This is a genomic window from Microbacterium sp. (assembly GCF_044340635.1).
GTDB lineage: Bacteria > Actinomycetota > Actinomycetes > Actinomycetales > Microbacteriaceae > Microbacterium.
Genome location: NZ_JBIITF010000008.1, coordinates 94,247 through 108,341, shown reverse-complemented (window position 1 = coordinate 108,341; position 14,095 = coordinate 94,247). Strand labels below are relative to the sequence as shown.

Sequence of the window (14,095 nt, the reverse complement as noted above, 5' to 3'; positions counted from 1 at the left end):
TTCGTCGACTCCTCAGCGCACCGGCGATGCGGCTTCGCGCATCGACACGGTCTTGACCTGCGTCCAATCGAGTACCGAATCCGCACCCATGGTGCGCCCGAACCCGCTGTTCTTGTAGCCGCCGAAGGGGCCGCCGATGACGCCGGCGCCGAGGGCGTTGTTGATGCCGACCTGACCGGCCTGCAGGGCGCGGCTCAGCCGCACGGCGCGTCCGATGTCGCGCGTCCACACCGAGGCCACCAGGCCGTAGTCCGTGCCGTTCGCGACCTCGATCGCCTGGTGCTCATCGTCGACGGCGATGACCGACAACACGGGCCCGAAGATCTCTTCCTGCGCGATCCGCATTCCGGGATCGACGTTGTCGAACAGGGTCGGCGAGACGAAGTAGCCGTTGCCGAACTGCTCGCCCGAGGGCACAGCGCCGCCCGTGACGACCTCGGCGCCCCCCGCCCGCCCGATGTCGATGTAGCTGAGCACGCGCTCGTGCTGCTTGGCGTTGATGAGCGGGCCCATGTTGACCGGCTCGTTCCACGGACCGACCGTGACCTTCTGCATCTGGGAGGCGAGGCGCTCGACGAGTTCGGCATGGATGCTGCGCTCGACGACGACCCGGGATCCCGCTGCGCAGATCTGGCCGGTGTTGAGGGTGATGCCCGTCACCATGGCGGGCACCGCGACGTCGAGATCGGCGTCGGCGAAGACGACTTGGGGTGACTTGCCGCCGAGTTCGAGATGCAGCGGCGTCAGGTTCTTGGCACACGCCTCCATGACGAGCGAGCCCGTCTGCGGTGAACCGGTGAAGCCCATCCGACGGATGCCGGGGTGGGCGGGCAGGGCCGCGCCCGCCTCGTGCCCGTAGCCGGTGACGACGTTGATGACGCCCGCGGGAATTCCCGCTTCGATCGCCAATTTCGCGAGGGCGAGCGGGGTGAGGGGTGCATCCTCAGCCGGCTTCATGACGATCGTGTTGCCGGCGGCGATGGCCGCGCCGACCTCGGTCACGAACATCGGACCGGGTGCGTTCCACGGGATGATCCCGCCCACGACCCCGTACGGTTCGCGGAGGGTGAAACCGAGGGTGCCCGGGTTGTATGTCGGAAGTGAGACGCCCTGCACCTTGTCGGCCTGTCCCGCGATGAAGCGCAGCTGGCCGGGCGTGCCGAGCGGACCCCAGCTCGGCCGGCCTACTTCCTGTCGCTCGAGTTCGTCGATCGCGGCCGCGTTCTTCTCGATGAGATCGGCCCAGCGGAACAGCATCCGTCCGCGTTCGGTCGCGTTGAGGTCACGCCAGGCCGGGAACGCGCGCTCGGCAGCCCGGACCGCGGCGTCGACGTCGGCCGCGCCGCTGCGCGGGACGCGGGCGAGGACGGCGAGGTTCGCCGGGTTGACGACCTCGATCGTCTGGCCGCTCTCGGACGGCACCCATTCGCCGCCGATCAGCTGGAGTCCGTCGACGACCAGGTCCTGGTCGAGCGCCGTGGAGGTGTCGGAAATGATGGTCATATCGGTCTCCGTTTTCAGTGTTCGATCATGATGACGCCGCGGATGTTCTTGCCGTCGAGCATGTCCTGGTAGCCCTGGTTGACGTCCTCGAGCTTGTACTTCTTGGTGACGAGTTCGTCGAGCTTGAGCTGACCGGTCTTGTACAGGCTCAGCAGGCGGGGCACGTCGTACAGCGGGTTGCAGGCGCCGAAGATCGCGCCCTGGATGCGTCGCTGGTAGCCGATGAACATTCCCGGATGCTCGTCGATCCATCCGTTGCCGACCGCTGTGACGGTGACCTGACCCGACTTGCCCACGATCGCGAGCGCGTCGTGGACGACCTTGTCGTGCAGCACCCCGACCGTGATGATCGCGTGGTCGGCGAGCTCGCCCCACGTCTCGGCGGTGACGAACTCTGCCGCCTCTTCGGCCGTCGCGAACGTGTGGGTCGCCCCGAACACCTTCGCCATGTCGCGCTTGAACTCCACCGGGTCGACGACGACGACGCGCTGTGCGCCCGCGAACGCCGCTCCCTGTACGGCGTTACTGCCGACCCCGCCGGCGCCGTAGATGACGACGGTCTGGCCGGCGCGCACCCCCGCGGCGTGAACCGCAGATCCCCAGCCCGTCGGAACGCCGCATCCCACGAGAGAGGCGATCTCGAACGGGATGTCGTCGGGGATCTTGATACAGGAGTACTCCGACACGACGGAGTACTGCGAGAAGGTGCCGAGCACGCAGAGCCCACCGAAGTCGACACCGTCCTGGTGGAAGCGGAACGTGCCATCGGGGAACTGCCCCGTCGAGGCGTTCTTGCCCTCGTCGCACAGGTTCTGCTGGCCCGTCGAGCAGTAGCGGCACTTGCCGCACGCGGGGATGAAGGAGCACACGACGTGGTCGCCGACCTTGACGCGGGTGACGCCCTCGCCGACCGCGTCGACGACACCGGCGCCCTCGTGTCCACCGACCACCGGCATCCGCATCGCCGCGTCGCCTTTCTGGATGTGGTCATCCGAGTGGCACATTCCCGCCGCGTAGAACTTGATGCGGACTTCGTTGGCCTTCGGGTCGTCGAGCTCCAGCTCGGTGATCTCCCACGGCTGTCCGGCCTCGCGGCAGACGGCCGCCCGTGTCGTCATACTCATGCGACCCCTCTCGTGACGTGCTCCGATGCGGCGCGGAGAGGTCCCAGAGGCGACATGCATCGTCGTCGGCGGGTGGCCACTCCGCCACATCCCCCACGTTGGGCTGAGCCGTCGCGCGGGACCATGGGACTTTCGCTCGGTGGAAGACTTTCCCGCCGCGACGGCGGAGCGCGCTCGGCGGTGCCCCATCACCGGATCCACCGCGGGCTTCTACTCGACGGAAAGGGGCGTGGCAGGAGCATCCCCACTCGATTGACTGACCACGTAGTAGTGCCGTGCAGTGCCGCACCGAGAGAGGGCCAGTGTGATCGACAAGTACCGCGAGGACCTGATGGAGGCGCTCGCTGTCATTCCATCCGGAGCCTCGATAGCCGTCGGGGGCTTCGGCAGTTCCGGTCGTCCCGACGCTCTGCTGAACGCCCTGTGCGACCTGGATCGCCGGGACCTGCACGTGTTCGTCAACAATGTCGGGGACGACTTCACCGGCATCGGACGCCTCGTGGTGGAGGGTCGCGTGCGCCGCTTCACGGGGTCATTCCCGATCCTGCAGGAGTTCTACGACCGCTACTTCGACGGGCGGATCGAGCTCGAACTGATTCCCCAGGGCACGCTCGCCGAGCGGCTGCGCGCCGGGGGTGCCGGCATCGCCGCGTTCTTCACGCCCTCGGCCGCGGGCACGATGCTCGCGGACGGGACGTTTCCGCTCGGCTACCGGGACGGCGAGGCGGAATCGTATGTCGACGCCAAGGAGACGCGGGAGTTCAACGGGCGGCCGCACGTGCTCGAGCACGGGATCACAGCGGACTTCGGTCTCGTGAAGGCGTATCGCGGCGACCGCAAGGGCAACCTGCGATTCCGCATGACGGCCCGAAACTTCAATCCGCTGGCGGCGATGAGCGGGCGGACGACGTTCGCCGAGGTCGAGGAACTGGTCGAGGTCGACGCCCTCGCGCCGGACGACATCCACCTGCCGGGCGTTTTCGTGCAGCACGTCGTGATGACGGCGCCGCCCATTCCCGCCACCGTCGCGGACGGTGCGTCAACGAAGGGAGCCCCGTGAGCACCACGGAGACGTCGTTACCCCTCCTCATCGGCCGGACGCGGGAGGAGATCGCCCAGCGCGTCGCAGCCGACCTGGTCGACGGATACACCGTCAACCTCGGCGTCGGGATCCCCCTGGCCGTGCCGCGATACATCCCGGACGACGTCGAGGTCGTCCTGCACGCCGAGAACGGGGTGCTCGGGCTCGGCGCCCACCCCGGGGCGGGCAATGAGGATCCGGACCTGACGGATGCGGGCAAGAAACCCATCAGTCTTCGCAGCGGCGCCGCGATCGTCGACTCGGCGCAGTCGTTCGCGATCGTCCGGGGCGGGCACCTCGACGTGACGATCCTGGGTGCGCTGCAGGTCTCGGAGAACGGTGACCTGGCGAACTGGTACGTGCCGGGTCGCAACCCCGCCGTGGGCGGCGCCATGGACCTCGTCGTCGGAACGCGCGAGGTCTGGGTGTGCATGGAGCATGTGGATCGCAAGGGTGACCCGAAGATCCTGCCCTCCTGCTCGTTCCCCCTCACCGGGGCGCGCGTCGTGACGCGGGTCTACACCGATCTCGCCACCTTCCACGTGGTGCGCGGGCGGCTGGTCCTCACGGAGTGCGCGCCCGGCATCACCCCCGCCGATGTCCGAGCCCGGACGACGGCTGCCTACACGGAGGACCTCGCAGCATGACGGATGCTTCGCCCGCAGAACGCCTTCCCCTGGACCAGTTGGTCGCGATCGACGTGCACACGCATGTCCACCGCGCCGTCGACCACCAGGCCGATGCGAAAGAGGGAAGCGAAGCGATGGGGGAGTACTTCGGCATCGGCACCATGCCGACCTACACGGTGCCCGAACTCGCGGCGTACTACCGCGAACGCCGCATGATGGCCGTCGTCTTCACCGTCGACTCCTACACCCGCACGGGTGAGGAGCCCGAGCCCGCCAACGAAGAGATCGCGCGGCTCGCCGCCGAGAACGCGGATGTTCTCATCCCGTTCGCGAGTGTCGACCCCCGCCGCGGTCGGGCCGGCGTGGAACACGCGAAGCGCCTGGTGACCGAGCACGGCGTGCGCGGATTCAAGTTCCATCCGAGCGCCCAGGGGTTCTACCCCGACGACCCGATCGCCTACCCGCTGTACGAGGTGATCGAAGAATACGGCCTGGTCGCGCTGTTCCACACCGGGCAGACCGGCGTGGGCGCAGGCCAGACCGGTGGCGGAGGCATCCGTCTGAAATACGCGAACCCGCTGCACGTCGACGACGTCGCCGTCGACTTCCCGGGGATGGACATCATCCTGGCGCACCCGTCGTTCCCCTGGCAGGACGAAGCGCTCTCGGTCGCGACCCACAAACCGCGGGTGTACATCGACCTGTCGGGGTGGTCGCCGAAGTACTTCCCGCCGCAGCTCGTGCAGTACGCGAACACTCTGCTGAAGCACAAGATGCTGTTCGGCTCCGACTTCCCGGTCATCACACCCGAGCGCTGGTTGCGCGATTTCGACGCACTGAACATCAAGGACGAGGTACGCCCCATGATCCTCAAAGACAACGCCGCCCGACTGTTCGGACTCTCGTGATGGAAGACGTCGCAGGCAAGGTCGCGGTGATCACGGGCGGCTCGAGCGGTATCGGGCGCGGCATCGCCCTGGCGTTCGCCCGCGCCGGGATGCGCGTGGTCGTCACGGGACGCCGTGCGGATCACCTGGACGAGACGACCGCGGCATTTCGCGCCGAAGGACTCGACGTGCGCGCGCTGAGCGTCGACGTCACCGATCTCGCCGCGATGCGCGCGGCCGCGGACGAGATCGAAGCGAAGTTCGGACGCATCGACGTGCTCGTCAACAACGCCGGCATCGGACTCACGGGTCCGGTCGCGGATGCCACCCCGGATGACTGGAACTGGATCATCGACGTCAACATCCGCGGCGTCGGCAACGGCATCCAGGCCTTCCTGCCGAAGATCCGCGCGCATGGCGACGGTGGGCACATCGTCAACACGGCGTCGATGGCCGGGCTGCTGCCCATCGTCGCGGGGCTGTACTCGATGACGAAGGCCGGTGTGATCGCGCTGTCCGAGGCGCTGCACATCGAACTGATGCCCGAGGGGATCGGTGTCTCGGCATACTGCCCGGGGCCGGTGCACAGCAACATCTCGGAGGGTGCCGCCCAGCGCCCCGAGCGCTACGGCGAGTCGGGGTACGCCCCGCGCGACCCCGCCTTCGCCGAGTTCTCCAAGTCGCAGCCGTACATGAGCGCGGACGAGGCGGGGGAGCGGGTGCTGCTGGGCGTCCGGCGGGGCGACATGTTCATCCTCACGCATCCGGAATTCGCGGCCGGGGTGATCGATCGCCATCGCGCCATCGAGAACGCATTCCCCGATGAGCCCGTGGACGAGGTCCGGGCCGCCGCCATCCCGTTCCTCATCTCGTCGCCGGTGTACGCCGCCGAGAATCGTGCGCCCGCGCCGCGACTGCCGTAGCGCACACCCGCGCGTGCGCGGTTCGCTGAAGGCGTTCGAACACGCGACGGAAGGCAACTTTCACCCGGTGGAAGACGGCCGAGAAAACCGGCATCGGATCGCGGAAAACGGTGTGCAAAACCTTTCGCACCGCGGGAGTTCGAGGTAGCTTGGCCCGCATATAGCCTCCGGGAGAGGGTCGACGGTGACCATCAGCCAACTCAGGTCCGCACGCTCCGAACGAATGACAGCGGCGCAGCGCGCGCTCGCCATTCTCGAGTGTTTCGACCAAGACCACCTGCTTCTCACGCTGAGCGAGCTCAGCCGCAGATCCACGCTCAGTCTGAGCACGACGCACCGGCTCGTGGGTGAGCTGCGCGACTGGGGTGCGCTCGAACGCTCGGCCGACGGCCGCTACGCGATCGGCATGCGCATCCTCGAACTGGGTTCACTCGAGCCGCAGGGGATGCGCCTGCGCGACGTCGCCCTGCCCTTCCTCGGAGATCTGCAGGCGGCGACGAATGCGAACGTGCACCTCGCGGTGCGGGACGGTCACGATGTCGTCTACGTCGAATCGCTGCGAGCCCGGGCCGGGGCGACGGTCCTCTCGCGACTGGGCGGTCGGTGGCCGCTGCACGCCACGGGCACAGGCCTGGTGCTGCTGGCGTTCGCGCCGCACGAATTCCGTGAAGAGGTGCTGACGAGTCGGCTGCAGCGCTTCACGGATCGGACGATCACGGACCCGGATGAGCTGCGCCGCGTTCTCGCGGATGTGCGTCGCTCGGGCGTCGGCATCGTCGAGGACTCCATCACCTCGGACTGCACCTCGGTGGGCGTTCCGATCCGCGGCCCGCGTGACCGCATCGTCGGAGCCGTCGCGGTGACGGTTCCCTCGTCCACACCCACCCCGCACGCCGTGCTCCCCGCGCTCTCCGCGACGGCCCGAGCGATCTCGCGCGGGTTGGGTGCGCCCTCCGCGATGGGACGACCGCCGAGCGCGGCGTGAGCTCGCTCCTCGAGTCTCGGACGCAGTCTTCCACCAGTCGGAAAGCTCTTGGCGGCGTGCGGGCGCCGGGGAGCCTAATAGAGAACGACCTCATAGAAGAGGAGTCGGGCCGCGAGGCCGGATCCTCGATCACTTTTCTCGGAGTCAGGAACGAACATGACCACCACACTCGATGACCTGCAGAAGATGCTCTCGGTGGACGGCTACACGCTGTCCGTGGAGACGGACCAGGACAGGACGAACGCCGTCATCACGGCCGGCGAGGGCATCTGCAGCGACTGCCTCGTGCCGAAGGTCGTGCTGACCGGGATGCTCGCCAAGGCGCTCGATGTCCCGGCCGACAAGATCAGCCTCGAGTACCCCGACGACCAGACCCACTGACGTGGCTGTCGCGAGCATCGTCCGCTTCACGTTCCGGCCCGAGGTGCGCGACGAGATCCCGGATCTCGTCGACGACATGCTGCGGGCGACCCGCACTTTCGAGGGTCTGGAGCGGCTCGACATCCTTCTCGACGACTCCGATCCCGACACGTGGACGCTGTACGAGATCTGGACGGACCGCGAGTCCGAAGACGTCTATCGCGCCTTCCGCGCGACGCCCGAGGGCGCGATTCCGCGCCTCGGCGAGGTGCTGGCGGCGCCGCCTATCCTCGAGAACTTCGTGATCCGCGACTAACGCCACACGTGGCTCGGCGCGGTTCGGGGCGCTGCCGGTTCAGGGACCGCGTGGTGCGCACTGGTCGCTGAGCTTGTCGAAGCGACCGCCCGGCCAGCCCGGGCCCGGGTCTCGCGAACATATGGAAGGAACCGTGGGGCCAGATGGGGCTGGTGAGGCGGTTTCGCGGCCTCGGGCGCTCGACATTCCTTCCGGATGTCCGCGGAAGGCGGCTGAGGCCCGGGCCGGCGGCGGTGTCGGCGCGCCAGCCTAGACTTGAGCGGACATGACCGAAGCCTCCTCGCCCCTCGCAATCGGGTCCCCCGACCCCCTCCTGGGCGACCTGCTCGACGGACTCAACCCGCCCCAGCTGGAGGCCGTGCTGTACCGCGGCCCCGCGCTGCTGATCGTGGCGGGTGCGGGCTCGGGCAAGACTCGCGTGCTCGCGCACCGCATCGCGGGCCTGCTGCGCACAAAAGAGGCCTGGCCGAGCCAGATCCTCGCCATCACGTTCACGAATAAGGCCGCGGCCGAGATGCGCGAGCGTGTCCACACCCTCGTCGGCGAAGCGACCCGCGGCATGTGGATCTCGACCTTCCATTCGGCGTGTGTGCGGATCCTGCGGCGCGAGGCCGAGGCGTTCGGCTTCAAGTCGTCGTTCACGATCTACGACTCCGGCGACTCGAGGGCCCTCGTCAAGCGCCTGATCAAAGAGCACGAGGGCGACAGCTTCGGGCTCACGCCCGCGGGAGTGAAGAGCCGCATCTCGAAGCTCAAGAACGAACTCGCGGATGCCGAGTCCTACGCTCGCACAGCGAACATGAGCGACCCGGCCGAGCGCATCTTCGTCGAGATCTTCGCCGACTACCAGCGCTCGCTGCAGCGTTCGAACGCGTTCGACTTCGACGACCTCATCGCCCAGACGGTGTACCTGTTCCGCGCGTTCCCGAAGATCGCCGACACCTACCGCCGCCGCTTCCGGCACATCCTCGTCGACGAGTATCAGGACACCAACCACGCCCAGTACGCCCTGATTCACGAGCTCACGCGCCCCCTGTCATCCGACGAGCACGAGCCGTTCGAGGGCTCCGGCGGCATGATGATCTTCGAGGCGCCGGCGCCTCGAGCATCCGAGGGTCTCGAGCCCGCGTCGCTCACCGTGGTCGGCGACTCCGACCAGTCGATCTACGCGTTCCGTGGCGCCGACATCCGCAACATCAGCGAGTTCGAGCGCGACTACCCGGGCGCCAAGGTCGTGCTCCTCGAGCAGAACTATCGGTCGACGCAGACGATCCTGAACGCCGCGAACGCCGTGATCTCGCACAACTTCGACCGCAAGGACAAGAAGCTCTGGACGGATGTCGGGGCGGGCGAGAAGATCGTCGGCTTCACCGGCTACTCCCAGCACGACGAGGCCCAGTTCGTCGCCGACGAGATCGAGACCCTGCACCGCGCAGGCCTCGCCTACGGCGATGTCGCCGTGTTCTACCGCACCAACTCGCAGAGCCGTGCGCTGGAAGAGATCTTCATCCGCTCGGCGCTTCCCTACAAGATCATGGGTGGCACCAAGTTCTACGAGCGCGCCGAGATCAAGGACGCCCTCGCGTACCTGGTGGCCGTGGCCAACCCCGCCGACGACATGGCCGTGCGGCGCATCCTGAACAAGCCGCGCCGGGGCATCGGCGACGTCACCGAGTCGGCGATCGCGCGATACGCGAGCAGCGAGGGTATTTCGTTCCGCGACGCCCTCGCCAATGCCTCCGCGCTCGGCGTCGGGCCCAAGATTCAGGCCGCGATCGTGCAGCTCGACGCGGTGCTGGCCGAGGCATCCGCTCTCATGCTGCCCGCCAGCGGCGAACTCGCGCCCGCCTCGGCTGTCGCGGACGGCCTTGCGCTGCTGCTCAACAAGTCCGGTTTCATGGATGCGCTGCGCGCCAGCCGTGACCCGCAGGACGAGGCCCGGCTGGAGAACCTCGACGAGTTCGTCTCGGTCGCCAAAGAGTTCGCGCGCAACAACCCCGACGGCACTATCATCGACTTCCTCGCCGAGGTCGCGCTGGTGTCTGATGCGGATGACCTCGAGGATGCCTCGGGTTCCGTCTCGCTCATGACCATGCACACGGCCAAGGGGCTGGAGTACGACGCCGTGTTCGTCACGGGTGTTGAAGAAGACCTGCTCCCGCACCGGATGTCCGCGAACGAGCCCGGCGGCCCGGCCGAGGAGCGACGCCTCTTCTACGTCGGCGTCACGCGTGCGCGCAAGCGCCTGTATCTGTCGCTCGCGATGACACGCGCGCAGTTCGGCGAGGTCACGGTCGCGATGCCGAGCCGGTTCCTGCAAGAGATCCCGGCCGACCTGATCGACTGGCGGCAGTCGCCCGGTGACGTGAATTCGCGCGGACGTGGCTCGGGCCGGGCGCTCGGTGGCGGGTATGGCGGTGGTGGCTTCACGGGTGGTGGTCGCTCGAGTGGGACGACCGGCGGCAACCGGTACGGCTCGGATCTGGTGCCCACGTCTACCGCGCTCGACCGGTTCCCGAACCGCGTGCCCGCACGGGTGCGCGACAACGGCGACCTCGAACTCGCCGGTGGCGACCGCATCCGGCACGACGACTTCGGCGAAGGCCGCGTAGACGCCGTCACGGGCGAGGGGGCGCGGCGCGTGGCGCACATCCGCTTCGACACGGTCGGTGCGAAGAAGATCCTGATCAAGATCGCGCCGATCGAGAAGATCTAGCGGATACAGCCCGCGGTCGCTGAGCCTGTCGAAGCGACCCGCTGTGCCTCGGCTGCCTCGACTCGGTGGGTCGCGATCGCCCGCGGCGGGAAGTGATGCCCGGGTTAGTCTGGTCCGATGGCTGTGTTCTCGAGACGTCCGAAGCGCGGCGATGCCGCGGCCGACACCACGAACGCCTCGTCGGCGGCCGTGGAACCCGGCGAAGAGTCCCCAGCTGCGTCATCCGCCGAGGACGCAGCGCCCGCCGAGGACGTTGCGTCCGAGTCCGTGCCTCAGGTGGGCATCTCGGTGTCGACCTATCGCGGCGGCGGGGGAGAGGTCGGCCGTCCGACGACGCTGCCGGATGCTTCCGCACTGCCGGCTGCCGCAGGGTCTCCCGCCGCTCCCGCCGCGGGCTCCGTCCCGAACCTACGAGCGGGTAGTCCAGCCGGGCCCGCTGAGGCCCCGCCTCAGACCGAGACGGTGCCGGGTCTGCGCGACAACGTGCTGCTCGCCCAGGCGCTCGGCAAGCTCGATTCGCCCGCCAAGCCCGAGCAATTGCTCGACGTGATGCGTCAGCTGCTCCAGAACCACTTGTTCCTGCGGATCAAGGGTGATGCCCGAGCGATGCTCGCCGAGGGCCGCGAACTTCCGCTCGCTGTCGCCCGCCGCGGCGACGACGCCTACGTGCTCGTCTACAGCACGGGGACGGCGTTGCAGGCTGCGCTGTCGGCCGACGGCGATTCGGGGACCTCGGCGGTCGGTCAGCCGGCGCTCACGATCCTCAAGCACGTTGTCGCCGGCACGTACGCGGGTCTGATCGTCGACGGATCGTCGGGCCCCGCGCGCGCTGTGCTGCCCCGCGCCGTCATCGAGGCCGCGGTCAATCAGGCCGACCCCGATTTGCGGATCAAGACCGCGCTCGCGGCGCCCCGTACCCCCGAGACCGCGGCGACGGTTGCGACGGCGCTCACCGAGGCGCCGTTGTTCGTCGCCGTGAACGAGACGGGCCCCACGGCCGAGGGCGAGGCGCCCCGCTTCGGCATCGCCGAGTCGCGGACGTCCGATGGCCGCCGCCTGATCGAGGTCTATTCGCACCCGCTCGAGGTGATCGCGCGCGGCCGGGGCGATCGACCCATGCCGTTCCTGCCCGAACAACTCGGTGCGTCGCTGCGTGACCATCCGTCCGTCGCGGGCGTGATCGTGGACGCGGCGGGGCCCTGGATCATCCTGGATCGTGACGCCCTCGCGCCGGTGATCGCGTTGCCGGCGCCCCCGAAGCCCGATGCCCCGTCTGCGCAGTCCGCCGATTCTCCCGAGGCGCCGTCCGCGTAGCCGCTCTCTCGGACCCGCACCTTCCGGTCCCGCGTCTATGGGGTGTGAGGGTGCGGCATCCGTCGATCCGACGCAAGGGGGTGACGGATGCTGCGGCACCGCCCTAGGGTCAAACCATGGCCAGCGAGCGCATCACCATCACCGTTCCCGGACCGGAGGGCGACCGCGAGGTCGGGCTCTCGAGCCCGAACCGCGTGCTGTGGCCCGAGGTCGGCATTACGAAGCACGAGCTCGCCGAGTACATGATCGCGGTGTCCGTGCCGTTCCTCGCGGCGAACGGCGACCGTCCCGTGTCGCTCGAGCGCTACCCCGACTCTGTCGCGGGCGAGAGCTTCTTCTCGAAGAACCCGCCGAAGGGGGCGCCCGACTACGTCGAGTCCGTCACCGTGACGTACAACAGTGGCCGCAGGCATCCGCAGCTCGTCCTCACCGAGACGGCCGCCGTGCTGTGGGCCGTACAGATGAACACGATCGTGTTTCACCCGTGGGCGTCGCTCGCGGGCGACACCGACAACCCCGTCGAACTGCGCATCGACCTCGACCCGCAGCCCGGAACCGACTTCGCCGATGCGGTCGTCGCGGCCCACGGCCTGCGCGAGGTGTTGCGCGAGGCCGGGCTCGAACCGTGGATCAAGACGAGCGGCAACCGTGGGCTCCACGTCTTCTGCCCGATCGAACCTACCCACGAGTTCCTCGACGTGCGCCACGCTGTGATCGCGGCGGCGCGCGAGCTGGAGCGCCGGATGCCCCACCTCGTCACGACCAACTGGTGGAAGGAAGAGCGCGGCGAGCGGATCTTCGTCGATTTCAATCAGGCCAACCGCGATCGCACGATGGCCGGCGCATACAGTCCCCGCGCGTTGGCGACGGCGACGGTATCTACCCCGGTGACCTGGGATGAGCTGGATGAGGTGGACCCGGCATCCTTCACCGTCCGCTCGATTCCCGAACGGCTCTCCGTTACCGGGGACCCGTGGGCGGGCCCGATCGATCGTCGCGGCCGCATCGACGTGCTGCTCGAGTGGTGGCAGCGGGATCTGGATGCGGGACTCGGCGAACTGCCGTTCCCGCCCGAGTTTCCGAAGATGCCGGGCGAGCCACCGCGCGTGCAGCCGAGCCGCGCCCGTAAGCCGGACGCCTGAGCGCCGCGTTTCGTCTCGTCGCTGCCGCTCTCGCTCAACGCACGGAGCGTCAGTCGAGCACGCGCCCGAGGTCGTAGGCCGAGACCTGCTCGAGCTGATCGAAGCGACAGGATGCCGGATCCCGATCGGGACGCCAGCGCTTGAACTGAACGGTGTGCCGAAAGCGCATGCCCTCGAGCTGGTCGTACCGCACCTCGAGCACGCGCTCGGGTCGCAGCCGCACGAACGAGACATCCTTCGACGCCGAGAAGCGTGACCGGTCGGTCTCTCCGGTGACCGCGTCCCCGGCATCGTCGCGCTCCACCAGCGGGGCGAGTTCATCGACCAGCTCGAGCCGCCGTTTGTCGCTCCACGCGGCGACCCCGCCGACGCCTCGCAGCACACCGGACGAATCGTAGAGCCCGACCAGCAGCGACCCGACTCCCTGCCCGCTCTTGTGGATGCGGTACCCGAGGGCCACGACATCCGCGGTCCGCGCGTGCTTGATCTTCAGCATCGTGCGTTTTCCCGGCGCGTACGGCTGGTCGAGCGGCTTGGCGACCACGCCGTCGAGACCCGCGCCCTCGAACTCGTCGAGCCAGCGGCGCGCGAGCGAGGCATCCGTCGTCGTCCGCGTCAGGTGGATCGGATGCGGCACCCCGCCCAGCAACGTCTCGAGCCGCGCGCGACGCTCGGCGAAGGGCGTGTCGAGGAGCGATTCACCCCCGACGGCCAGCAGATCGAAAGCGATGATCATCGCCGGAGTCTCGGCGGCAAGCCTCTGCACACGCGAGTCGGCGGGATGGATGCGCTGAGACAGGGCTTCCCAATCGAGGCGCTGCGAGCCATCCGGTCCCACGGCGACGACGATCTCGCCATCGAGCACGCACGGTTCGGGCAACAGCCGCGCGAGCGCCTCGACGAGTTCGGGAAAGTACCGCGTCAGGGGCTTGGCGCCGCGCGAGCCGAGTTCGACCGACTCGCCGTCCCATGACGCGATGACGCGGAAGCCGTCCCATTTCGGTTCGAAGCTCAGGCCCGCGCGATCGGGGATCGCGGGCACCGCCTTCGCGAGCATCGGCGCGGGGATGTCGTGTGACATGGGTTCCCTCCTACCGTCCGCGCGGGTCGAGCGC

The 14,095-nt window shown here is 68.4% G+C and carries 13 protein-coding genes; 10 read left to right on the top strand and 3 right to left on the bottom strand.

Going from position 1 to position 14,095, the window contains the following annotated elements; all coding sequences use genetic code 11:
• Positions 1–12 precede the first annotated feature (12 nt).
• Both ACIQ0W_RS09075 and ACIQ0W_RS09070 read right to left on the bottom strand, forming a co-directional pair.
• On the bottom strand, positions 13–1,503 hold the full coding sequence (locus ACIQ0W_RS09075) for an aldehyde dehydrogenase family protein (protein WP_396642451.1): 1,491 nt from the start codon (positions 1,501–1,503) through the stop codon (positions 13–15).
• Positions 1,504–1,517: 14 nt separating this feature from the next.
• Positions 1,518–2,627 carry an NDMA-dependent alcohol dehydrogenase gene (locus ACIQ0W_RS09070; protein ID WP_396642450.1) on the bottom strand — a complete coding sequence of 370 codons (1,110 nt, stop codon included), beginning with the start codon at positions 2,625–2,627 and terminating at the stop codon, positions 1,518–1,520.
• Between the two features lie 304 nt (positions 2,628–2,931).
• Between ACIQ0W_RS09070 and ACIQ0W_RS09065 the strand changes: the two genes are divergently transcribed.
• The 10 genes from ACIQ0W_RS09065 (at position 2,932) to ligD (ending at position 12,980) form a co-directional block, all read left to right on the top strand.
• Positions 2,932–3,687 carry a CoA transferase subunit A gene (locus ACIQ0W_RS09065; protein ID WP_396642449.1) on the top strand — a complete coding sequence of 252 codons (756 nt, stop codon included), beginning with the start codon at positions 2,932–2,934 and terminating at the stop codon, positions 3,685–3,687.
• Positions 3,684–4,355 carry a 3-oxoacid CoA-transferase subunit B gene (locus ACIQ0W_RS09060; protein WP_396642448.1) on the top strand — a complete coding sequence of 224 codons (672 nt, stop codon included), beginning with the start codon at positions 3,684–3,686 and terminating at the stop codon, positions 4,353–4,355. Before ACIQ0W_RS09065 ends, ACIQ0W_RS09060 begins: the two co-directional genes overlap by 4 nt.
• The gene (locus ACIQ0W_RS09055; RefSeq protein WP_396642447.1) at positions 4,352–5,245 is read left to right on the top strand and encodes an amidohydrolase family protein; all 894 of its coding nucleotides are present in this window, start codon (positions 4,352–4,354) and stop codon (positions 5,243–5,245) included. Before ACIQ0W_RS09060 ends, ACIQ0W_RS09055 begins: the two co-directional genes overlap by 4 nt.
• Positions 5,245–6,147, top strand: a complete 903-nt coding sequence (locus ACIQ0W_RS09050; RefSeq protein WP_396642446.1) for an SDR family NAD(P)-dependent oxidoreductase — start codon at positions 5,245–5,247, stop codon at positions 6,145–6,147. Before ACIQ0W_RS09055 ends, ACIQ0W_RS09050 begins: the two co-directional genes overlap by 1 nt.
• A 223-nt stretch (positions 6,148–6,370) precedes the next feature.
• Positions 6,371–7,132: an IclR family transcriptional regulator gene (locus ACIQ0W_RS09045; RefSeq protein ID WP_396642445.1), complete on the top strand. Its 762-nt coding sequence runs from the start codon at positions 6,371–6,373 to the stop codon at positions 7,130–7,132.
• Positions 7,133–7,288: 156 nt separating this feature from the next.
• Positions 7,289–7,513 carry a hypothetical protein gene (locus tag ACIQ0W_RS09040; protein WP_036297589.1) on the top strand — a complete coding sequence of 75 codons (225 nt, stop codon included), beginning with the start codon at positions 7,289–7,291 and terminating at the stop codon, positions 7,511–7,513.
• Position 7,514: 1 nt separating this feature from the next.
• Positions 7,515–7,808 carry a putative quinol monooxygenase gene (locus tag ACIQ0W_RS09035; protein ID WP_396642443.1) on the top strand — a complete coding sequence of 98 codons (294 nt, stop codon included), beginning with the start codon at positions 7,515–7,517 and terminating at the stop codon, positions 7,806–7,808.
• A gap of 265 nt (positions 7,809–8,073) precedes the next feature.
• Positions 8,074–10,524: an ATP-dependent helicase gene (locus ACIQ0W_RS09030; protein ID WP_396642442.1), complete on the top strand. Its 2,451-nt coding sequence runs from the start codon at positions 8,074–8,076 to the stop codon at positions 10,522–10,524.
• Positions 10,525–10,641: 117 nt separating this feature from the next.
• Complete coding sequence (locus tag ACIQ0W_RS09025) at positions 10,642–11,838, top strand: SseB family protein (protein WP_396642441.1); 1,197 nt, start codon at positions 10,642–10,644, stop codon at positions 11,836–11,838.
• Positions 11,839–11,954: 116 nt separating this feature from the next.
• Positions 11,955–12,980 carry a non-homologous end-joining DNA ligase gene (gene ligD / locus ACIQ0W_RS09020; protein ID WP_396642440.1) on the top strand — a complete coding sequence of 342 codons (1,026 nt, stop codon included), beginning with the start codon at positions 11,955–11,957 and terminating at the stop codon, positions 12,978–12,980.
• Positions 12,981–13,029: 49 nt separating this feature from the next.
• Here the strand turns inward: ligD and ACIQ0W_RS09015 are convergent, their stop codons facing one another.
• Positions 13,030–14,061, bottom strand: a complete 1,032-nt coding sequence (locus ACIQ0W_RS09015) for an ATP-dependent DNA ligase (RefSeq protein ID WP_396642439.1) — start codon at positions 14,059–14,061, stop codon at positions 13,030–13,032.
• Between the last annotated feature and the right edge of the window lie 34 nt (positions 14,062–14,095).

Coding starts and splice junctions, on each gene's coding strand:
- ligD (WP_396642440.1), top strand. CDS start 11,955: ATGGCCAGCGAGCGCATCACCATCACCGTTCCCGGACCGGAGGGCGAC.
- ACIQ0W_RS09015 (WP_396642439.1), bottom strand. CDS start 14,061: ATGTCACACGACATCCCCGCGCCGATGCTCGCGAAGGCGGTGCCCGCG.
- ACIQ0W_RS09055 (WP_396642447.1), top strand. CDS start 4,352: ATGACGGATGCTTCGCCCGCAGAACGCCTTCCCCTGGACCAGTTGGTC.
- ACIQ0W_RS09030 (WP_396642442.1), top strand. CDS start 8,074: ATGACCGAAGCCTCCTCGCCCCTCGCAATCGGGTCCCCCGACCCCCTC.
- ACIQ0W_RS09040 (WP_036297589.1), top strand. CDS start 7,289: ATGACCACCACACTCGATGACCTGCAGAAGATGCTCTCGGTGGACGGC.
- ACIQ0W_RS09070 (WP_396642450.1), bottom strand. CDS start 2,627: ATGAGTATGACGACACGGGCGGCCGTCTGCCGCGAGGCCGGACAGCCG.
- ACIQ0W_RS09075 (WP_396642451.1), bottom strand. CDS start 1,503: ATGACCATCATTTCCGACACCTCCACGGCGCTCGACCAGGACCTGGTC.
- ACIQ0W_RS09025 (WP_396642441.1), top strand. CDS start 10,642: ATGGCTGTGTTCTCGAGACGTCCGAAGCGCGGCGATGCCGCGGCCGAC.
- ACIQ0W_RS09050 (WP_396642446.1), top strand. CDS start 5,245: ATGGAAGACGTCGCAGGCAAGGTCGCGGTGATCACGGGCGGCTCGAGC.
- ACIQ0W_RS09045 (WP_396642445.1), top strand. CDS start 6,371: ATGACAGCGGCGCAGCGCGCGCTCGCCATTCTCGAGTGTTTCGACCAA.